General features: G+C 62.4%; 19 protein-coding genes. 1 reads left to right on the top strand and 18 read right to left on the bottom strand.

Translation table 11 applies throughout. From position 1 onward, the window contains the following. Position 1: 1 nt before the first annotated feature. The 6 genes from QCE63_RS15340 to QCE63_RS15365 all read right to left on the bottom strand — a co-directional run bounded on the left by QCE63_RS15340 (position 2) and on the right by QCE63_RS15365 (position 6,561). Positions 2–415: a GFA family protein gene (locus tag QCE63_RS15340; protein ID WP_309834153.1), complete on the bottom strand. Its 414-nt coding sequence runs from the start codon at positions 413–415 to the stop codon at positions 2–4. Between the two features lie 877 nt (positions 416–1,292). Then, positions 1,293–1,628 (bottom strand): hypothetical protein, encoded by a 336-nt coding sequence (locus QCE63_RS15345; protein WP_309834154.1) that lies wholly within the window; start codon positions 1,626–1,628, stop codon positions 1,293–1,295. Between the two features lie 739 nt (positions 1,629–2,367). Continuing rightward, the gene (locus QCE63_RS15350) at positions 2,368–3,414 is read right to left on the bottom strand and encodes an Ldh family oxidoreductase (protein ID WP_309834156.1); all 1,047 of its coding nucleotides are present in this window, start codon (positions 3,412–3,414) and stop codon (positions 2,368–2,370) included. Between the two features lie 137 nt (positions 3,415–3,551). Continuing rightward, positions 3,552–4,295 carry a GntR family transcriptional regulator gene (locus QCE63_RS15355; RefSeq protein WP_309834158.1) on the bottom strand — a complete coding sequence of 248 codons (744 nt, stop codon included), beginning with the start codon at positions 4,293–4,295 and terminating at the stop codon, positions 3,552–3,554. Positions 4,296–4,394: 99 nt separating this feature from the next. After that, the gene (gene lhpH / locus QCE63_RS15360; RefSeq protein WP_309834159.1) at positions 4,395–5,402 is read right to left on the bottom strand and encodes a trans-3-hydroxy-L-proline dehydratase; all 1,008 of its coding nucleotides are present in this window, start codon (positions 5,400–5,402) and stop codon (positions 4,395–4,397) included. A gap of 37 nt (positions 5,403–5,439) precedes the next feature. Next, complete coding sequence (locus tag QCE63_RS15365; protein WP_309834160.1) at positions 5,440–6,561, bottom strand: branched-chain amino acid ABC transporter substrate-binding protein; 1,122 nt, start codon at positions 6,559–6,561, stop codon at positions 5,440–5,442. Between the two features lie 340 nt (positions 6,562–6,901). On the opposite strand from QCE63_RS15365, the gene QCE63_RS15370 reads away from it, so the two are divergent. After that, entirely contained in the window at positions 6,902–8,998 is a 2,097-nt protein-coding gene (locus QCE63_RS15370; protein WP_309834161.1) for a N,N-dimethylformamidase beta subunit family domain-containing protein, read from the top strand. Between the two features lie 489 nt (positions 8,999–9,487). Here QCE63_RS15370 and pepE read toward each other — a convergent pair whose 3' ends face one another. From pepE to QCE63_RS15430, 12 genes are all read right to left on the bottom strand, one after another. After that, the gene (gene pepE / locus QCE63_RS15375; protein WP_309834162.1) at positions 9,488–10,204 is read right to left on the bottom strand and encodes a dipeptidase PepE; all 717 of its coding nucleotides are present in this window, start codon (positions 10,202–10,204) and stop codon (positions 9,488–9,490) included. A gap of 61 nt (positions 10,205–10,265) precedes the next feature. Beyond that, positions 10,266–11,213: a DUF1177 domain-containing protein gene (locus QCE63_RS15380; protein ID WP_309834163.1), complete on the bottom strand. Its 948-nt coding sequence runs from the start codon at positions 11,211–11,213 to the stop codon at positions 10,266–10,268. A gap of 45 nt (positions 11,214–11,258) precedes the next feature. Beyond that, positions 11,259–12,875: an OPT/YSL family transporter gene (locus tag QCE63_RS15385; RefSeq protein WP_309834165.1), complete on the bottom strand. Its 1,617-nt coding sequence runs from the start codon at positions 12,873–12,875 to the stop codon at positions 11,259–11,261. Between the two features lie 64 nt (positions 12,876–12,939). Then, positions 12,940–13,764, bottom strand: coding sequence for an IclR family transcriptional regulator C-terminal domain-containing protein (locus QCE63_RS15390; protein WP_309834166.1), 825 nt, complete (start codon positions 13,762–13,764; stop codon positions 12,940–12,942). A 212-nt stretch (positions 13,765–13,976) separates the two neighbouring features. Further along, a complete protein-coding gene (locus tag QCE63_RS15395) occupies positions 13,977–14,732 on the bottom strand; it encodes an enoyl-CoA hydratase/isomerase family protein (RefSeq protein WP_309834167.1) in 756 nt (251 codons plus the stop codon). Continuing rightward, a complete protein-coding gene (locus QCE63_RS15400; RefSeq protein WP_309834168.1) occupies positions 14,729–15,373 on the bottom strand; it encodes a TetR/AcrR family transcriptional regulator in 645 nt (214 codons plus the stop codon). Before QCE63_RS15400 ends, QCE63_RS15395 begins: the two co-directional genes overlap by 4 nt. 17 nt (positions 15,374–15,390) lie before the next feature. Further along, positions 15,391–17,031 (bottom strand): AMP-binding protein, encoded by a 1,641-nt coding sequence (locus tag QCE63_RS15405; protein WP_309834169.1) that lies wholly within the window; start codon positions 17,029–17,031, stop codon positions 15,391–15,393. A gap of 3 nt (positions 17,032–17,034) precedes the next feature. Beyond that, the gene (locus QCE63_RS15410) at positions 17,035–17,823 is read right to left on the bottom strand and encodes an ABC transporter ATP-binding protein (RefSeq protein WP_309834170.1); all 789 of its coding nucleotides are present in this window, start codon (positions 17,821–17,823) and stop codon (positions 17,035–17,037) included. Next, positions 17,820–18,572: an ABC transporter ATP-binding protein gene (locus tag QCE63_RS15415; protein WP_309834171.1), complete on the bottom strand. Its 753-nt coding sequence runs from the start codon at positions 18,570–18,572 to the stop codon at positions 17,820–17,822. Before QCE63_RS15415 ends, QCE63_RS15410 begins: the two co-directional genes overlap by 4 nt. Beyond that, positions 18,565–19,464, bottom strand: a complete 900-nt coding sequence (locus QCE63_RS15420; protein WP_309834173.1) for a branched-chain amino acid ABC transporter permease — start codon at positions 19,462–19,464, stop codon at positions 18,565–18,567. The genes QCE63_RS15415 and QCE63_RS15420 overlap by 8 nt, the downstream gene beginning before the upstream one ends. A gap of 1 nt (position 19,465) precedes the next feature. Further along, the gene (locus QCE63_RS15425; protein ID WP_309834174.1) at positions 19,466–20,338 is read right to left on the bottom strand and encodes a branched-chain amino acid ABC transporter permease; all 873 of its coding nucleotides are present in this window, start codon (positions 20,336–20,338) and stop codon (positions 19,466–19,468) included. A 40-nt stretch (positions 20,339–20,378) separates the two neighbouring features. Beyond that, entirely contained in the window at positions 20,379–21,545 is a 1,167-nt protein-coding gene (locus QCE63_RS15430) for an ABC transporter substrate-binding protein (RefSeq protein WP_309834176.1), read from the bottom strand. Positions 21,546–21,554 lie beyond the last annotated feature (9 nt).

Consider the following 21,554-nt stretch of genomic DNA (forward strand, 5'->3'; position numbering starts at 1 on the left):
GTCATGAGGGCATGTCCGTGAACTGCGGAATGTCGGGATGCTTCAGCCAACCATGACGGCGCTTCGTGAACATTTCGAGCATCGGCTGGATCGTTTCGGCATTGTCCAGGCTGCCCAGCATCACGAACACCGTTCCGGGGAAGGCTCCGGCGTGGTTCGTGAAGAGGCGCGAGCCACAGTCGGGGCAGAAGTTGCGGTCGATTCCCTTGCCGGAATCGGCGATATAGGCGAAGGACTTGGGCTTGCCGCTGAGCACAGTGAAGTCGGTTTCGGGGACGCCGAAGAAGGTGGCCATCACGCCGCCGCTCGCCCGTTGGCAGTCCCGGCAGTAGCAATCCGCGATGAATCCGGGTTCGGTGTCGAATTCGAATCTGACCGCGCCGCATGCGCAGCCGCCTGTGTGTTTTTTGGGCATTTTGGTGCACCTCCGACGTGGGGTATCGATGTTCGGATAGCGTCGCAGATGTGGGATCTTCAGGTGGTGTCGCAGTGCGAATGTGAAGGCGTGCGGGCTGAATGAGAATTTCGACGTGGTGGAAGGCGCTCAGGTGAGGTCGACGATCGGCTGTGCTTTCACGCGGTCGTGCAGGGCGCCGATTGTTGGTTGATATCTTCGAATCTGATGCGCCGGGTCAGCGGGCGGTCCCACGACAGGCGTCCCTGGGCTACAAGCTCATGTAACGGGAATGTCCCGCGACGTTTCATCGGTGCTGTTTTCGCCGCCCTTGAGCGTGCGTTTTTCGCCGACTGGCTTCGTCCCGGACTGTCCGAACGATGATGTGATGGATGGCAGTCGGGGCGTCGCAGTGGGCGGGGACCAACGAAGGGAAGTTAAAAGCCTGAATTCTTGCGCGGCGTGCTTTTGTGCGGCTTGAATAAACTAGTTTCCTCCGCTGGCCTGAATTCCAGGAGGGTCACTTGAACGGCCGGGCCGGCTCGAAAGCCGTCCGACGCTCAACCAGCGCATAGCAACGAATGCTTAGACTGCACTGAGTGTCGTTCTCCAACAATGAAGAAGCGATTAAGAGCACGGCTTGAACCGGGTGAGATCAAACAACGCCAACAATCTACTCCACTTCCGACCCGCTTGTTTGCGTCATCCGCGCGCGACCACGGCCTTCGCCACCGCATTCGAGATGTTGTAGATAAGATCTTCGAGTGACAAGCACAGCATCGTCATTTAAAAAGATCTTATCCTCCATGGTTTCCAGTAAGGCGAGTTCGGCGATCGGACCTTAGTGTGACGGGCGTCGTCGCGGTACGTCCCGCTGGCGACACCAAGATGCCACGTCTTATGCCGGCTTTTTGCAGGCGATCAGCATGGTCCGCATGCGCAACGTCGAAGCGAAGAAGCTCGAAGAACTGTTGCCACCAAACCCCGCGCGACTGCCGGAAATTGACGCGCCTGCGTTACCGGCTGCAAGGTAGCCGTCCTCCGAACTCGCCCGCATCACCTCATAGCCTCGCGTATTGCAGAGGTCTCCAGCTTTCTCAAGACACATACCCCAGTTCCGAGCGGAGCCTGAGCAGTCGAGCGAGAACGCTTCACGGCCATCTGGCGCGAAGGTATGGGACGCCGTCGCGCAGGCGCACAAGAGTAGGGGAAAAAAGGAAGGCGATTTTTTCATGGGATTTCCGTTTGGCGTATCAGCCTTGATATCGGCCAGGGCCCGTGAGGTCTTGAGTTTCAGTTGAGGTACAAATGGCCCAGACGTTGTCTTTGAACAAGGGAAGACTATGACTTTGCACTGTCGAAGTTAGAGCCGCAGGGCGGAGGCAGCGATTCTATTTGCAAACAAGGTTAATTTTTGGAGCTTCATTGAGGCGGAATTCTTGTTCCTGAATGCCGACTTGCATGAATGGACCACGTTTTTTTGCCTTGCGATGTCCGCCCGATCGGCTGCTGTGGGTGACGCTGCCTTCCTCGGACGATTTATGGCCGTCCACGCCCGTCCGTCTATGTTGGACCGCGAACGGCCACAAATCGCCATTCATCTAACGCCGGAAAATGACCGGTCGCCGCGCCATTGCGGTCGTTGAGCGGCGATGAATCGTATGGAATCACCGCTCTCGACATCAAGACAGGCGCGGAGTACACGGCGCGACAGCGTCGACAGCCAATTCCGGGCCGAGCACGCGCGGCGAATTCACGCTCAAACCGCCAATCGTCGCGTAGCCTGTGGTCGACCAGAGCCATCCAGGCAATCGATTCATGCAGGTGGGCCGCTCTAACGCTGCTGTCGAGAGGCTATCGCGCAAACTGTGCCCATGCTTTCGGGTCGGCGCGCTCGCCAACCACATCGTTCTCGCGAGAACGTGCTTGCTTTTTTCGTCCGCACGTAACAGGCGAACGAGCCGCTTTGACCATCAGCTTCGACCGCATGCATCAGCGTTACGATCTTGGCTTTTGCTCAACGCTAGAAGATCCGCATGAAGCTCAGCAGATAGAGTGACACCGTGTTTGACACTTCGCTCACGAGCTTCAAATCGTCGTTGGGATGGTAGGCGCGCTCCTTGTCCTACGATACCCGCAAAAAGCGCTTCGGCTCGGTGTGCATTGTCGCCTGCGTCTGCTCCGCCAAACACCGAAGGGTCGAAGGCAATGACGAGTTCGCCGTGACACGGCGCTGCTCCCAAGCCTTCATCGAATTCGAGCGATTCCTGGCTAATCATGTCGCCGATCAACGGACCCGCCAGCAGTTCCACCATTGCTGCCAATGCGGAGCCTTTGTATCCACCAAACGTCATCATGGCGCCCTTCAGCGCTCTTTCGGGATCGTCCGTCGGTTGCCCCTCGTCGTCGATCGCCCAGTCATTAGGAATCTTCAGGCCAGCACGTCTATGTAACTCAATTTCGCCTCGTGCAATCCTGCTGGTCGCCATATCGAACACGAACGGAACCCCTTCTGGACGCGGCCAGCCAAACGCTATCGGGTTTGTTCCAAACAGTGGCCGGGTGCCTCCGGCAGGCGCCACGCAGCTATGACTGGGCACCATCGCGAGTGCGGCTACCCCTTGCGCGGCAAGGGCTTCGATCTCCGGCCACAATGCGCTGAAGTGAAAGCAATTGTTGATCGCGAGCGCCGCAATGCCCGTTTTCCTTGCCTTCTCAACGAGGATCCGGCTGCCGATTTCAAATGGAAGCGGAGAGAACCCGAATTGCGCATCGACCTTTACAAGCGCGGGCGCGACATCATGCACTCGAGGTTCGGCGCTGCCATTCAGCTTGCCAGTGCGCAGCGTCTTGACGCAGCCAAGCAGTCGCCAGACGCCGTGGGATTGGCATTCGTCACGCTGACCCGCCACCAGCACTTTGGCCAACGCTTCTGCATGAGAGTTATCAAGACCATTTGAAGTCAGCACATCGACAGCGAGCGCGTGCAAGTATTCCAGAGAAAGGGCGACGTCGGCCATTGTTAGTACCGCTCCAGCGCAGGTTCGAAAGAGTCGAAGGAATTTGTTTAGCCAAAGCGATCCAGAACCGGCTGATTCGTCTCGCCATGCCGGCGCTCAACTGGAAATCAAAACTTTGCAGTAGCGTTATGAAGGAGTCATTTGGGCGCGATGTCGCGTCGCACGCGCTTGATGTGTTGCTCGACATAAAATGCCGCGGCGTCAGCATCGCCGAGGACGATGGATTCGTAAATGAAGCGGTGTTCCGACGCATACAGGCGAATCCGATTCGGCTCGTAGATTCCTTCGTCTTTCAGTCGCTTCCAAAGGGGTTGATCCATTGTTTTTGCGACTTCGTCGGCGATTTTCACCAGCAAGGCGTCCCCGGTCATGACCGCCAACTGGCGGTGAAACATCCGGTCACTGTTATTCCATAGAGCGCGTTGTTCGAGATTGTCTATATCGACGATCGTTTCCATCTGGCTGAGATACTGTTCGGCGAGTCGATCGCGCTTTCCTCTCGCAGCAGCGCGCCGCGCAATCGCGGGCTCCAGAATGAACCGCGTCTCTAGAGTGCCAGTCGGACTAAAATCGGGTTCGCTTTGACCCGCTTCCTGATCGGCACTTCCGCCGTCGGTCAGAAACTGGGATGCGGACGCCGTCACGTAGGTACCCGAATTCCGCCTCGTCACGACTAGCCCTTCGTTCTGCAGGGCTCCGATCGCTTCGCGGACAGCGGGTCGGCCGACCCCATAGAGCGCTGCGAGTTCACGCTCGGAGGGAAGACGAGATTCCGGCGCGAACCGTCCGGTCCGGATCTCGGCCTTGATTTTTTCTTCGACCTGTTCGTACACCTGCAAGGGCCGAAAGTAAGACTCCAAATCTTGTCTCGTTGCGCTCATGTTGCTGTCCTTACGCGTTTCTAGGGCTCGGTTCGCTGCTTTCCTCGGGAAAGCAGCCGTGCAGGAACGTATGATAAGCGCCCTCGAACGACGACTTGCTTACCGAACAAGAAATCCGTAGGTGAGAGGATCGCGTTCGTCGATAAGCCAGGTCCCGTAACCGCAGATGAACGCATTTCCCTCGATCTCCGGGATGACCGCGTCGAATTCACCGCATTGAGTTTCTTTGAGCACTCGTCCGTTGAAGACGGTGCCGATAATCGACTCGTTGACTAGCGTTTCCTGCGCGGATAGCTCGCCTCGTAGATAAAGCTGCGCGACGCGTCCCGCGGTGCCGGATCCGGTGGGCGACCTGTCGACCTCGCGATCCGCAAAGATGCAGCAGTTTGATTGCGTCGATCCGGGGTGGCGCGCAAGGCCCGAGATGATCGTGCCGTACAGACCTCGAATCTCCGGAACCTCGGGATGCACGATGTCGAATTGAGCGTTCACTGCCTGCTTGATCTCGTCGCCGAATTTCTTCAACAACTCCACGTTGTCTTCCCGAACCGCGACATCATATTTGCGACCGTCGACGTAAAAATAAAAGGCCCCGCCGTAGGCGATGTCACCCGTGACGGGGCCGAAGGTGGGCGTGCTCACAGTGACATCCTGTTTCCAAATAAAGGAAGGCACGTTTACAAAGCGCACGTTTCCGGCGTGCTCACCGTCCCATTTGACGAATGCCTCGATAAATCCGCAGGGTGCATCGATCCCGACTCGCGTCTCCGGAGATGTACGTTCGATCCAGCCCAGCTCGACCGCCGCTGTCGACAGGGCGATCACGCCGTGGCCGCAGTGCGGACTGTAGTCTGCGTTCTGCATGAAGATGATTCCAAAATCGGCGCCGTCGGTTACCGCTTCGGTCAGAAACCCGCCATACATGTCAGCGTGTCCGCGCGGCTCGAGCATCAAGGCTCGTCGCAGTTGGTCCGCGTTCTCCTGGATCCAGGCGCGGCGCTCGTTGATGGTTTTTCCCGTGAGGCGTGGAAAGCCATTCGTCACGATCCTGAAGGGCTCACCGCCCGTGTGAACTTCAACCGTATTGAGTGTTCGGGTAACTTTCATAACTGCTCCACAAGCGTATGTTTAGTGTTCTAGACCATTACTTGTCGTAGGTGACGACCGAGCCGTCCTTGAACGTGTACACGGTCGTGGCCGATGCCTTCAGGTCGTGATGAGCGTCGAAGGCGTACTCGCCCGCAATCCCTTTGTACGGCGTTTTTTCCAGTTGAGCGACGATCTTCGCGCGGTCGGTTGTCGTTCCTGCCTTCACCATCGCATCGGCCAGCAATTTCAACCCGTCATAGAAGCTGACGCCATACACTTGTGTATCGACATTGAACGTCGTTTTGTATTTCTTCAGGAACGCGCTGCCTGCAGGCGATTTGTCGAGTGAAACGCCGCCTTGAGAGCAGTAGGCAGTGGCTGCATCAGGGCCGCCGATTTTCGCCATGTCGGACGTGCAAATGCCATCTCCGCCCAGCAGCTTCGCGCGGATGCCGAGCTGTCGCATCTGCTTGACGAGGGGAGCACTCTGCGCCGCATATCCGCCATAGAAAATCACCTCCGGGTTGACGGACTTGATTTGCGCCAGTATCCCCTTGAAATCGATCGCCTGGCCGCTCGCGTATTGTTGCTGCACGATCTTGAGCCCTCTGGCCTTTGCAACAGTAATGAACTGTTCGGTGACCCCCTGACCATACGCGCTTCGATCGTCGATCACCGCAGCGGTCTTTGCTTTCAGCTTGTCGACCGCAAAGTCAGCCATCGCTCCGCCAAGCTGCGAATCACTTGCCCCGATCCGGAATACCTCGGGAAATCCTTGCAAGGTGAGCGTGGGATTTGACGCCACGGACAGCATCGGAATTCCGGCGTTGTGGTACAGCTGCGAGGCAGGGATGGCGACGCCGGAGTTGTATGGGCCGAGGACGGCGCTGACTTTCGCGTCGACTAGCTTTTGCGCGACTTGCACGCCGATACGCGGATCAGCCTGGTCATCTTCTGATACCAATTTAAAAGTGACTGTCTTTCCCGCCACCTTGATCCCATTCTTGTTCAGCTCCTCGACAGCCAGCCGCGCGCCATTCTCGTTATCCTTCCCTTCAGAGGCCTGCGCACCAGTCAGAGGCCCGGATATTCCGATGTTCACGACTTCCTGGGCGCCGACCGCTGGCGCCGCCGCAAGTGCCAAAAACGCCAGACAAAAGCCAACTGTCTTTTTCATCGCACCCTCGAGTGGTTGGAGAATTGGATCTATAATGACCACGTTTGGTTCTATTTACAACCCTTAGAAGATCTGATCTCTTTCAGAGTTAACCCTTAACCCTTAACCCTTAACCCTTAACCCTTGATCTTTCATCACGACGCTTGCTCAACTCACGATGAGTGCGATAACCATGGAACCTCGAAACAGCGGAACGCCCCCGATCGTTGGCTACGTCACTCCGTGGAGTGCACACGCGGGGCAGGAACTCGCTTTCAAGATCAGTTCTCGCCACGGGCGGCCGTTCGTGGCGCAAGTGCAGCGCGTGGATTGCTGCGACCCGAATCCGCTCGGACCGGGAATGAAACTCGTACCTGTCGATGTTCCGCTCGAGGCTTCGTATCCAGGACAGGACCAACCCGTGTTCGCAGGCTCGTGCGCGGTGGGTCCCTTATCCATGCCGGTCAGCGCTCAACAGTTGAGACTGGAGTTAAATATTTGCTCCACACTGGACACGATAGCGCCCCAGACAGTCGTTTCGCTTCAAAACGAATCGGGCACGAGTGGCTTCGCCGTGGTTCTTACCGAGGGGCGGCTTGGGTTCCAGGACCTGCAGACAGGGGAACTGGTCTATGCGGATGTCACCGTTCACACCGACAGATGGACGAGGCTGCGCCTTTTACTAAGCCAGGATGGCCGGGTACATGCATCCTCCGAGACGACCATTACGTTTGAGCGCTCCGTCACGACCATTGAGACTGAGGTTTCGTGCAGCTTCGCGTCGAAGGCGTTCGAGGCGACGATGATCTGCTTCGCAGCGGTGTGGAACGAGCATCCCCAAGCGGCATTCGATGGGTCGATCGAAAATCCGTCGCTATATGTCGTTCGGCGAGACGCGGTCGCACCTGATTCGAGCGAGGCACAGGTCTTCGCGAGCTGGGACTTTAGCGCGACGCTCGATCTCAACCGTGTCCCCAACACGCTTGACGCAAACCAGCCGCTGACATTGGTGAACTCCCCGATGCGAGCGATCCGATCTTCCACATGGACCGGAGAAGAGATGAATTGGCAACGTGCGCCCGACCAATATCGGGCCATGCGTTTTCATTCGGATGATCTTGCCGATTGCAAATGGGACACGTCGGTCACCCTTCGAATCCCTTTGGAGCTGCCGTCAGGCGTCTACTGTCTGCGCGTCGACAACGGTGAGGGAGTGGATTCGATTCCGTTTTATGTCACGGTTGCGCCGGGCTGCGAACGGCAACGAATCGTCTTCCTCGCGCCCACACTGACGTATCTTGCGTACGCCAACAACGCGCGCGGGAATTTTCGGGGGCCGCTGGCTCAACGAGTAAAGGAGTGGGGTGGGTATCCGCACAACCCTGATGTTGTAAGAGCGTTTGGGCTTTCGACTTACAACAACCACATCGATGGTTCGGGCATTCACCTGTCCTCGCGCTTGCGTCCTGTCCTCACGATGCGTCCTGGATATCTCACGTTCTTCGATGAGCACGGCTCCGGGCTCAGGCATTTTTCGGCGGATTCGCATCTTACGAACTGGTTGAAGGAGAAAGGTTTCGGCTTCGATGTCGTTACCGACGAAGACCTGGACGACCTGGGCGTCGAGGCCCTCAAGCACTATGACGTAGTGTTGACCGGATCGCATCCCGAGTATCACACCCGCCGCATGCTTGATGCGATCCTTGCATATCGTGCTGCAGGTGGCAGGCTTATGTATCTTGGAGGAAACGGCTTTTACTGGAAGATCGCCCGGCCCACATCGATGCCGCACATGTTGGAAATAAGACGCGCGGAGGGTGGCATGCGCGTTTGGGCAAGCGAGCCGGGCGAGTACTACCATCAGTTGGATGGTGAATACGGTGGGATGTGGCGTCGAAACGGATTACCGCCGCAGGCCGTTGCCGGAGTCGGCTTCACTGCTGAGGGCGATTTCAAAGGCACGCATTACGTGCGCGCGCCGGCCTCATTTAAGCCGGAATTTGAATGGCTATTCGATGGCGTAACAGCAGGTGCAGGCCAACCCATCGGCGATCACGGGTTGTCGGGCGGAGGAGCGGCTGGATTTGAAATTGACCAGAGTGCTGCCGACCTTGGTACGTCGGCGTTTGTCTCGGTCGTTGCCTATTCGGAGGGCCACGATGAGAGCTATGCGACCACGCCCGACGAGGTGCTGACGCCTGATCGAATTGTTGGCAAGCCGCGTCAATTCGGCGGAATTCGTGCACACATGGTATGCGGCTTTGCGCCGAACGGTGGCGCCTTGTTTGCCGCCGGTTCGATTTGCTTTATCGGCAGCTTGTCTGAGGGTGGGGAGCGTAACGACGTTTCCATAATAGTTGAAAACTGCCTACGCGAGTTTCTCGCGCGGGACGCGGGTCGACGGCGAGTGGCCCCTGATTACGCGGGAGCGGACAGTGGGGCACGAGCCGCTGAATGACTCGGAAGGGTCGACTGCCAACAGTCGCGCTACCCCGGAGCTTGCAGATCTAGCCGGAGCGCTTTGAGTCGAGCAAGAAGCGAGATGTTTTGAAGAGATGTGAACCAGCCATTCAGAGTTGATTGATCGAGATGAGTGACGCACAACCGTCGCATGGCCCAAGCTCAGAGCTAGCTGAATCAACAACTCGCGCCCGAAAAACGGGCGCTTTCCTGCAGATCAAACAATGCCCTTAATGGCAGCGACGTTCCCAATGATGATGCACGCGCACCTTATGGCACACGACATGATGATGGGGCGGCGCAGCGAAGGCGGGAGCGACGGACAGGAATGCGAAGCCGGAGGCGAGCAAGGCGATGACTGCTTTCTTCATGGGTTGAGGGGTTATTCGAGTGGAAAGAGGCGCCATGCTAGCAACTGGAGATTACGTCCGGCTTTGGGTAATTTATGCCGTGCTTCCAGAGCTACAACTTCCTCGAACTACCGACTTCAACCAACCAAAATCGCCCCCGGCGCAAGCACGACCGGCGCTGCGCCTTGCTCGAAATACCTTGCGTCATGCAAGCCACGCAATGTCATCCCCGCAGGCGTCACCTCGAGCCAATCTCCTTCCGGCAAACCAAGTACCTTCGCTCCCGGATTCGCCACCAGAAACTCCTCGATGCGCTGATCGCGCGTCTCGCCCTGATGCCCTTGCGGCAGCGCGTTGGTGTAATGCGGGTTGATCTGAAAGCCAACGAGATCGAGCGCATCGAAGCCACGAGGATCAACGATCGGCATGTCATTGGTCGTGCAGATAGTGGGACACGCGAGATTCGCCCCGGCGCTCCAGCCGAGATAGCGCACGCCGCCCTGCACGGCCTTTCGAATCGCCTGAAGCAGACCACGCGCGCGGCATTGCGCGAGCAACTGGAACGTGTTCCCACCGCCCACCACGATCAATGCCGCCTGCGCAACAGCCGCCTGTGCCTCGGCATCGCTCGCAAAAGCATGTACCGAACGCAGCTCGATGTTAGCCGGCGCCAGCGCCGCGGCGACCGTGCTCGCATACTCATCCCAACTCAACGTAACGCCAGCGAACGGCACGAACAGCGCCTGCGTCGTGGTCTGCGCGCGGCTCGGCGTGAGTGCGCGGATGGCGTCCAGCGCATGAACGAGGTAAGCGCCATCGGGACTTCTTGAATTGCTCAACAAAAGGGCGTTCATCAAAAGTCTCCGGAATCAATCGCGCAATCAGCGCAAGGGAAAGCCAAGTCACGCTCCGCACTCACCGGACATCACACGCGACGCCCTTGAGATGCACAAGCGAGCCGTAAAGTTCAAGCAGACGCGCATAGTCCACTTCATCGTAGAACGAACACGTGCCGCGCCCGAACTCCTTGGCGACCTCGACCGCGAACTTCACCACCAGCGCAATGTTGGTTTCATGACTCGCGCCCGTGCCGCAGCCCGGCACCGCGACCTGCGTCGTGAGCGCAACACCGACCACTGGTGCGCTCGTCGCGATCGACGGCTGCATGATGCTGTTCAGATGATGCACACCGTTGTCATAAGGCGTGATGTCCTGCGTCGTCACCGGAAAGGTGATGGCGGGCTTGCCGGTCGTCATCTCCATGATGCGCAGCAGGTCTTCGGAGACACGCAGGATATACCCGTCCTTGACCGTCGGCGAGAGGGCATAGCCGCTGTGATTGATGATGCGGTTGCCCTTGGTCGTGTCGAGCGAGAGCACGGCGTCCATTTCGCCCCGGACTTCATACGCAAGAAGGCGGTCGGTCTCCACCGGCGTGTCCATGAATTCGACCGGATCGTGCGGGCGCGTGGGCGCGGTCGGGCAGATGTGCGTCGTCAGCACGACGTCGCCCGGCAGCGGGTCGCCGTTGCGGCGCATCTGCGCAAGCTTGAGCGCGGTGGCGACGGTGGCGATGGCGCCGTCGGCGTCGGACACCATGCCGATCCGTGACGGCCGCGCGCCAATGCCGCCCAGCCGCCCGATGACGCCAAGCGTCTTCGCATGGCGGCCGCTGTGCTTGCCCCAATCGCCCGGAATGCCGATCCGCACGAAGTCGGTCGTGCCCTTCGGGCCGCTCAGTTCGAGCACCTCCACACTCACGCCGACGTCGGCGAACGGCGCGAGCAGATCGATCACAGTCTGGCCGCTCGCATGGCGGCTGTCGAAGGCTTCGAAGACTTGCAGGGTTTGCGCGAGGCTCATGAAGGCGTTCTCCGTGTTGGGCACTGCGTTGAAAGGGTGGATGAATCAGCGCGACTTGATGAGCGAGCCGCAGAAGCCGGTCAGCGCGTCTGCCGCAATCACGCCCGCTGCGAACACTTCCGTGCGACTCTTCGCGCCCGGTCTGAGGCGTCCGATCACGAGGCGCATGCCGATCCCCACGAGCAGCGCCCAGCCCGCGAGTGGGCTGGCGATCAGCAGGCCCGTCGCGAACAGCACGCCCAGCTGGCGCTTCGGCCCGCCGGCCCACTGGAGCGCCGCGCCGGCCACGGCCCACACGAGCAGCGCATGGACGACGCCGGGCGCGATGCCCGCCTGAATGGTCGAGACGTAGACCCGCGCAACAGGCGGGATCAGCCCCTTCGCAAAGAGCCCGCGATACGCGAGCAGCACGACCGGAATGGCGATGACGAATGCGAGCATCGCGGCGATCAGCTGCTGGCGTCGGCCCGCGAGTTCGAACGCCGGATCCTGGCCGTGACCGCGCAAGATGAAGCCCGCCTTCAGGTCATAGCCCATGTCGGCGAAAGCCGGCCCGGTGGCGGCGGAAAACCCGCACAACATCACGAGCGACACCGCCGGAAAGCCGATCAGCATGCCGATCAGCAACGTGATGAGCGCCACGGCGAAGGCCGGGAACCAGCCCGAGTGCATGGCCGCAATGCCGACGATCAGTTCATGCACGAACGCGGCCGCCGCCGCATAGAGAACGAATGCCGCCAACATGCCCGGCGACATCTCGCCCCACAATCCGCTCAACAGCGCGACGAGCGCGGCGAGCACGAGGTAGGCGATCCCGCCGAAGCGCAGCGAACGCGCGATGACCGAATCCGTACCCGACGCGAGCGGCGCACGGCCTGGCGGATTCCGGTCGCGCAACACGAGCATGCCGACCTGGAGCAGCGCGACAAGCCCCGCGCCGATCATCATGCCGTGCGGAATAAGGGCCTTGCTGATGTCGAAGTGGAACAGCAGCGTCGCATAGCCGCGAATCAGGAAGCCGATGCCCAGCATGCCGAGCGCCCACACATTGCCGATGAACGCCGTGCCGAACGCGGACATGGGAATGCCGAGCCACGAGCCGGTCAGGCCCATCACGATGCCGGCGCCGAGCAGACGCGCCTGCTTGCCGCCCTGGTCGCCGGCCTTGATGGCTTCCGCCGCCGCGACACCATGCGGCCACGCGCCGGAGGCCGGAAACACGCTGGTGTTGAACAGCCGGTACAGCATGTAGCCATCGAGCAGCATGCCGAGCGCGACGCCCGCGAGCATCGGCGCGACGAGATCTTCGCGGCCGAACAGGAACGGAATGGCGATGGGCAGCAGCAAGCTGTTGGCCGCGCCGAACGTGGCGGCCGAGATGGCGCTTTGCGCCAGGTTCTGCACGTGCACCGAGCGATACGCCCGAAAGAAACGCAAGGGCACGCGTGCGCAGAACATCGCGGCCAGCGCGCCGACGATGGACGTATTCGGCGTCACGCCCACCCGCACCAGCAACTCGACCCCGATGATCGCGCCGATCACGCCCAGCACCGCGAGCAGCAGCAGGTTCGACGGGTTCAGCGCCGAGGGATGGATCTGCAACGCGCGCGGCGCGTCCTGGAGGACGGATGCCGTCGCGCAGGACCGACGGTGTTTGGGCAATTGTGATCCATGCATGGCGTGTTCTGGTTGAATGCCCGCCGCGATGGCGGTCGTGAAAGCAGGTTTATCTTTCGGCGCCGACCCAGAACGGGTCGCCGAGCGAGCGCCCGATCGTGCTCGCCTGCTCCAGCAGCGCCTGCCCCAGTTCAGCGAGCGCGGCGTAGTCCCGCGTGCCCGCCGGGAAGCTCAGGCAGAACGCCAGGCATTCGCCGCTCGAAGGATCCGCGACCGCGCAGCCGAGCGAGCACACGCCGTACAGCGCTTCGTTTTCCGCGATCGCATAGCCACGCGTGCGGGTCACGGCGATCTCCTCGAGCAACGCGTCGAGCCGGGCGGGGCCGCGCGCCACGGCGTATGCGTCCTCCAGCGCGGCGCGGGTGTCCGCCAAGCCGGCGGTGAGTGGCGTGTTGCCGCCCGGCAGTCCGGACGCGAAGCGCGCGCGGATGGCCTGGTCGGTTTCGCGAGCCAGCAGCGCGCGCCCCGTGGACGTGGCCCAGGACGCCGAACGATGGCCGGGATGCGTCGTCGCGCGGAAGGCAAGCGAGCCGGGCTGCACGCGCAATACCACGACATCGTTGCGTTCCAGAACCGAGATATAGCCGGTGTGGCCATAGCGTGCGCCGAGCGTTTCTAGCGCCTGTGCGCACATGTCGATCAGCGGACTGGCCGAGCGCACGAGATGGCTCAGTTCCAGCAGCAGCATCGACGGCCGATAAGCCAGCGATTGCTTGTCGCGTTCAAGCAGACCGCAGTCGGTCATCTGCTTGAGCACGCGCGATGCCGAACTCTTCGGCATCTCGAGGTGATCGACGAGGTCGATCATCCAGACTTCCCGCTGATGCCGCGCCATGAGGCGCATGACGGTAGTGGCTGTGTCCAGGATGCTCATGTGTCTCGCTCTCCTTATCATGGTTCCGTAAATTGGAACCGGGTTCCAGCGCTTGATTTATGGTAGCGAAGGACACGCGCGGCGAGAAGCGGCACAAGAGTGTTTTGTGTGGATTGGTCCTGCTTTTCAGAAACTGCGACGTCGTTTCTTGCGGACGCGGAAACGGGTCTTCAGCGTGAGCCCGCAGAAACGGAGAGAAGAGCGTCCAGTGTTCAATACACCGGCGTCTGTTTGGCGAGAAAGGCTTGCACGCCGATGCGCGCGTCGGCGCTCGACCGCATGTCCGCAGCCCGTCGGCGTTCCGCGGCTTCGAGCGCCTGCCAGTCGGATGCACGGCGCAGCAGCGCGGATTCCTTGGTGAAGCGCACGGCCTTCGGGCTATTGCCCGCGATCCGCCGGGCCAGCGCAAGCGCGGTGTCCAGCACGGCATCGGCCGGCACCACGCGATTGACGATGCCGTAGTCCCGCGCCTCTTCAGCGGAGATGAGTCCGGCGGTCAGCAGCAGTTCCATCGCGCGCGCGTGGCCGATCTGTTCGATCAGCTTCATCGCGCCGCCGCCCGACGGCACGATGCCCCAGTGCACTTCCGGCAGGCCGAGCCGCGCGTCCTCGCTCGCGATGCGGATATCGCTCGCCATCATCAGTTCGAAGCCGCCCGCGACGCAATGGCCGTTCACCGCCGCCACCAGCGGCTTCGGGAAGAACACGGTCTTGAGCAGCGCGCGGCAGACCATGTCGTCCACCTCGGCGATGCCCGAGAAATCCGCGCCCAGTTGCGCGCCGGAACAGAACGCCTGCGTGCCGCGTCCGGTGACGACCGCGCAGCGCACCTCGGGGTCGTCGGCCAGGCGCGGCCAGGTCTCGCCCAGCGCGATGAAGTCGTCCGGCGCGAGCGCATTGCGGCGTGCTTCGTTGCCAATGGTGACGAGTGCAATGCCGGCTTCGGGACGCGTGACCTCGATGCTCATCGTGTGGGCGGCTCCGGTTTCGCGCCCGCGATGCGCAGTGCATAGCGGGCCATGTGATCGGTCAGTTCGTCGACGCTCAGGCGTCCGGTAGGCCGATACCAGCTATACGTCCAGCTCAGCATGCCGCCGATCGCGAGCGTGGCCGTGCGGGTGTCGTCGAGTTCGAATTCGCCGCTCTGCACGCCGATGTCGAGCAGCGACGCCAGCGCGTCGTCGAAAGCGCCCTTGCGCTCGTTCATCACTTGCAGATGCTCGGGGTCGAGCGAACTCTCCTCGCGGAAGAAGATGGTCACCGATTCCCGATGCTCGATACAGATCAGCGTGAGCTTGCGTGCGACCTGTGCCAGACGTTCGCTCGCGCTGCCTTCGCCGTGCAGCGACTCGTTCACGGCGTCGAGCGCGAGCGTGATGTTGCGCAGCACGATGTCGAAGAGGATGTCGGTCTTCTTGTCGTAGATGCCGTACACGAACGGCTTGGTCACTTCCATGGCGTCGGCGATGGCTTCGAGGCTCGTGCCCTTGAAGCCGCGCTCGAAGAACAGCTGCCGCGCCACGTCGAGAATGCGTTCCTTCTTGAAGTGGCGCAGTTGCTCGCGCATGTTTTGCGAGCCGGTGGGTGGCGTATCGGACGATGTCAGCATGGAAGGTAAGGATGCGGCTAGGGCGTAACCTGGGCAGGCGCGCGTGCCTGCCGGGCCAGCAGGAAGCGCTGGATCTTGCCGGTGGGCGTGCGCGGGAATTCATCGACGAAACAGATGCGGCGCGGCACCTTGTAGTCGGCCATGTGCGAGCGGCAATACTCGATAAGCGCTTGCGCCGCCGCTTCTTCGTGTTCTTCACCTTCCGGCGCGTCGTGCAGTTGTACGAAGGCGTGGCCGACTTCGCCCAGCCGATGGTCCGGCACGCCGACCACGACAACCTGCTTGACCTTCGGATGGCTCTGCAACATGCGCTCGATCTCCGCCGGATACGCATTCGACCCGCCGACGATGAACATCTCCTTCAGCCGGCCCGTGGTCTTCAGATAACCGTGTTCGTCGAACAGGGCGAGGTCGCCGGTGCGGAACCAGCCGTCGGGCGTCATGACTTCGGCGGTTGCCTCGGGATTGCGGTAATAACCGAGCATGACGATATGGCCGCGCACCCAGAGTTCGCCTTCGCGATTCACCGGCATTTCGCGGCCTTGCGAGTCGCGAATGGAGAGTTCGAAGTCGCCGATGGGCTTGCCTTTATTGTCGCATAGGACCTCCAGCGGCGCATCCCATTCGCTGAGCGCGGTGCAGGCCGTGGTCTCGGTCATGCCATAAGTGCATTGCAGTCCTTCGATGGTCAGCGCCTCGCGCGCCGCGAGCGCGATCTCCGGCGTGACCGGCGCACCGCCGATCCACGCCGACTTGAGACACGTCGTATCGCGCGGCTTCTTGCGCAGCGCATCGAGACAGTCGATGAAGTGCGTTGGAATGCCGCCGAAGATCGTCACGCGTTCGCGCTCGATGATGTCGAGCACGTCGTCGGCCACCCAGTGCGGCACCGGCACGAGCGTGCAGCCCGCCATCATCGACAACGCGACCTGCGCGACGCAGCCCGCGACGTGATAGAAGGGCATGTGGCCGAGCAGCACGTCGTCCGCGAAGACGCGTTCCGCGCGCGCCATGTTGGCGGCGTTGCGCAACAGGATGTGCGAATGCATCGCACCCTTCGGATGCCCCGTCGTGCCCGACGTGTAGACGATCACGATGGGATCTTCCGCATGCGCTTCGGGCAGCGTGGCCCCGGCCGCGACCCGCGCCTCGCCGCGCCCGGCGATCTCGTTCAGGCTGAAGAAGCCCGGCGCCTGCACGTCCTTCCAGACGATCAGCGAGCGCAGCATCGGCAGGTCGTCTGCGTGCAGCGCGCCCGGCGTCATGTTCGCCACGCCCGGCATCATCTCGCGCGCCATGCCGAGGAAGTCGATGTTCCAGAAACGGTCCATCATCACCAGCGCGCGGGCATCGGACTGCTTCAGGATGTAGCGCACTTCGTCAGTCTTGAAGCGCGTGTTGATCGGCACGACCACTGCACCGATGCGTGCGCACGCCACCCAGCACGCCACCCAGTCCGCGCAGTTCGTGAGCCACACCGCGACATGCTCGCCGCGCCCGATGCCAAGATCGCGCAGGCCATGCGCGAGCGCATCGACACGATGATCGAGCTGCGCATAGCTGATGCGTTCGGGACCATCGATGATGGCAAGCGCGTCCGGGCGGTCGCTCGCATTGCGCGCCAGCGCCTCGCCGAGCGTGAACGTGTTCCAGTCCATGGTCTAGTCGTCTCCTGCTGTCGCGTGGATGTCGGGGCGGCCGCCCAGATAGTGCTGCACGAGCGCTTCGTTCTGCATGATTTCATCGCGGCGGCCGCGCAGCGCGATCTCGCCGTTCACCAGCACGATGGCCGAATCCGCGAACTTCACGGCCATCGATGCGTTCTGTTCCACCAGCAGCACGGAAAGGCCCGTGCGGCGCAGACGTTCGAGCGTCGCGTAGATCTCGCGGAACACGATGCGAGCCAGCCCGAGCGAAGGCTCGTCGAGCATCAGCAAGCGCGGCCGGCCGAGCAGCGCGCGGGCGATCGCGAGCATCTGCTGCTGGCCGCCCGACAGATTGCCGGCGGCTTCGTCGCGGCGCGTGGCTAGCAAGGGAAACAGGTCGAACACTTCGTCGAAGGCATGCCGCGCATTCGACGGCTCGTTGAGGTTGTCGAAGGCCACTTGCAGATTCTCGAACACCGTCATGCCGCCGAAGATGTCGCGCGTCTCGGGCACGTGCAGCACGCCCAGGCGCGCGATGCGGTCGGGCGAAAGCCCGGTCAGTTCGTCCGCGCCGAAGCGCACGCGGCCCGAACGCGGCCGCAGGCAGCCGGAGATCGCCTTCAGCAGCGTGGACTTGCCCGCGCCGTTCGGTCCCACGACCGCCAGCACTTCGCCCGGATTCACGCTGAAGCTGAACTGGTCGAGCACGAGCGAGCGGCCATAGCCCACGCTCAGGTTCTCCACATGAAGCGCCGGCGCGACGGGCGGCGCGGCGCGCTCGACGGCGGTATCCCGTGCGTTCATGCGTCGTCGCTCCCGAGATAGGACGCGATCACGTCCGGATTGCGCTGCACTTCGGCGGGCGTGCCCTCGGCGATCTTCCTGCCGAAGTTCAGTACGACAACCTTGTCCGACACGCTCATTACCATCGACATGTCGTGCTCCACCAGCAGCACCGTCACGCCTTCGTCGCGGATGCGCCGCACGTCGCGCACGAGCTGCGCGGTTTCCTTCTCGTTCATGCCGGCGGCCGGTTCGTCGAGCAGCGCAAAACGCGGCCGGCCCATCAGCGCGCGCGCCAGTTCCACGCGGCGTTGCGTGCCGTAGGGCAGGTCGGTGGCGATTTCGTCGGCGAGCGCGGTGAGGTCGAACATCGCGAGGACTTCGTCGGCGCGGCGGCGGCCGGCGGCGTCGCCGAGGTTCATCGGCAGGAAGCGGTGCAGCCAGCGCCACCCCGACAACTGCCGGTAGCCGCCGACCGTCAGGTTCTCGCGCACCGTGAGCTTGTCGAACAGCCGCACGGTCTGGAACGTGCGCCGGATGCCGAGGCTCGCGACCTGATGCGGCCGGCGTCCGGCAATCGGCTGGCCGGCGAACAGCAGCGCGCCGCGCGTCGGCGCGAGCACGCCGGTGATGACGTTGATCATCGTCGTCTTGCCGGCGCCGTTCGGACCGATCAGCGAGGTGATCGAATTCGGTTCGATCCGGAAGCTCACGTCCTCGATCGCGTGGATGCCGCGGAATGCCTTCGATACGGCCTGGACTTCAAGCATCGTCGGCTCCTTGTCCGGTGACGGGCACGGGCAGGCGTTTAGCGGCGCGGCGTGGCGGCGCGCTGCGGCGCGGCTTGAACCAGCGGCCCAGCCGGTGGCGCGGCAGCAGACCCTGCGGCATGTAGATGGTCATCAGCATGACGATCACGCCGTACAGCGCGGGCGCCCATTTCTCCAGCGAGGTCACGACCTGCGGGATCGCGCTGAGCACCGCCGCCCCGAGCACCGCGCCCGCCGGCGTCAGCCCGCCGACAATCAGGAACATCAGCACGTCGGTGCTGCGCAGGAAGCCGAAGTTGGCCGGCGAGATGAAGCTGTAGAAGTGCGCGAAGCAACCGCCCGCCAGGCCCGCGAGCGCGCCGCCCAGCGCCAGCGCCGTGAATTGCAGCGCGGGCACGTTCAGGCCGTGGCACGCGGCCACCGTCGGGTCCGAACCGACCGCAACCAGCGCCTTGCCGAAGCGCGACGCGAACAGCAGCCCCGATATCAGCGCCGCGACCACGGCCAGCGCGAGGATCGGCACGGCGCCGAGATACGGAATGCCCGCGAGTCCCATCACGCCGCCGGTGGTCTCGTAGTGCGAGAAGAACAACTGGATCAGCTCGGCCGCCGCGAGCGTGGCGATGGCGAGATAGATGCCGCGGATGCGCAGCGTGAGCAGCGCGAAGGGCAGCGTGACGAGCGCGCCGGCGAGCGCGCCCATCGGCAGGGCGGCGGCGACGGGCCACGCATGCGACACCGTCAGCCACGACGCGGTGTAGGCGCCGACCGCCATGAAGCCCGGCAGGCCGAGCGACCACACGCCCGCCGCGAACGGAAAGAGCAGGCTGAGCGTGAGCAGCACGTTGATCGAGATGAGCGCCTGTACCGGCTCGGAAAGAAGAACGTCCAATTCAGATCTCCCTCGATTCGACGCGTGCGCCAAAGATGCCGGACGGCTTGATCAGGAACACGGCGATCAGGAACAGCCAGATGAAGGCCTCCGACCATCCCGGCGAGCCATACGCGGCGAACAGCACTTCGCAGACGCCGAGCAGCAGGCCCGCGAGCATCGCGCCGCGCACGTCGCCCAGGCCACCGATGATGATGATCGCCAGCGCCTTGATCGCGTAGGTGTCGCCCATGAAGGGTGTGATCGATTCGAAGCGCATCGCGACCAGCAGGCCGGCGAGTCCCGCAAGCCCCGACGACAGCAGGAACACGAGGATCACCGCGCGCTGCACGCCGACGCCGAGCAGCGCCGCCGCCGTGGGATTGAGCGCGATCGCGCGGATGTTGCGGCCGAAGCGCGTGCGGCGGATCACATACAGCAGCGCGAGCATCAGCACGGCGGCGATGCCGAGGCTCGCGAGCTGCATCCCCGAAAGGATGACGTTGCCAATGGACCAGTCGGGCAGCGCGAGCTTCGCGGGAAACGGCTTCGAGAGTCCGCCCCAGCGATTCACGGCGATCACCTGCAACACGATGCCGAACGACAGGCTCGCGACGAAGCCGCCCAGTGCGTGCTCGCGCGGGATCGGCCGGAACACCAGCAGATACAGCACGAGCCCGAGCAGCGCGGCGCCGACGAGTCCGAGCGCGAGCGCGACGAACGGCGGCACGCCCGCCTCGACCGCGCCGAGCACGATGAACGGCGCGGCCATGAACACATAGGCGTGCGCGAGATTGAGCATCCTGAGCACGCCGAACACCAGCGTGTAGCCAATGCCGATCAGCGTGTACACGCTGCCCAGCATCAGCCCGTTGACGATCTGTTGCGCGAGCATCGGGCGGTTCCTCGTGATGACTGCGGCGCGGCGGCCGGGCTTACTGCCGTTCCCACTTGCCGTTACGCGTGCGATAGACCATCGTGTCCTTCAGCGCGTCGCCTTCCGGTCCCATGGTGATCGTGTTGCCGAGGCCCTTGTAGTCCTTCACCGCGCCCAGATAGTTGCGCAAGCCCTCGCGCACCTGCTTCGGGTCCGAGGCGGCCGTGGCCTTCAGCGAGCGCAGGCCGTCCGCGAGCACGTAGATGCTCTCGTATGCGCTAGCATCGATATAGGTTGGCGACGTGTACTGGCCCGGCAACTGTTTCTCGACGCGCGACTTGAACTCGTTCACGAACGCGACCACCTTCGGGTCCTTGATCTCGGGATCGAACGGCTGGCCCGCCCACAAGTCCACGCCTGCCGCCGCGCTCGCCGTCGAGGTCGTGATGAAGCCCTGACCCGCGAACATCGGCGCGGCGAGTTTCTGGCGGTTGGCCTCGCGCAGGAAGCCCTGGCTCGGCTCCTGGTTCATCTGGATCAGCACGAGATCCGGATTCAGGCTCTTCACGCGCGTGACGTAGACGCTGAAGTCACTGGTGTCGGCGGGGACGTCGATATTCGCGCCCTTGTTGATCAGCGTGAGGCCGTTCTTCTCGGCAATCGGCGGGATCACCGTGTTGGCGAGGAACTGCGAGTAGGCGTCGCGCGGATCCACGACGATCGCAACCGTCTTCGCATTCGGATGCGCCTTGCGCATTTTCTCGACGACGTTGGTCATCGTCACCGAGTCGATCGCGGAGATGCGGAAGGTCCACGGCCGATTCTGCGCGGTCAGTCCGGGCGCGCTCGATCCCGGCGAGATGGTGGGCAGCGCCGCGCGGTTGGCCGCCGGGAACGCGGTGCGGCATTGCGAGGTCTGGATCGGCCCGAGCATGGCGACGACTTTCTCGCGCTCTAAAGTGCGCGTGACGATCACCGCCTGTTCCGGGCTGCTGCGGTTGTCCTCGATCACCAGCTTGAGCGGCGCGCCGTTCACGCCGCCTGCGCGGTTGATTTCATCGATGGCGATCTGCGCCGCGATCAGCATGTGCGTGCCGTAGCCGGTCGCGACGCCGGTGCGCTCGACGTTCACGCCGAGCGGGATGCTCTCCTGCGCCATCGCGGGCGCAGCGCTGTACAGGGCCGTGGCGAGCACCACGGCCAGGAAGTGTCTCCTGCTCCTCATTCTTCAGTC

It is taken from the genome of Caballeronia sp. LZ065 (assembly GCF_031450975.1).
In the GTDB taxonomy this organism is placed as follows: Bacteria; Pseudomonadota; Gammaproteobacteria; order Burkholderiales; family Burkholderiaceae; genus Caballeronia.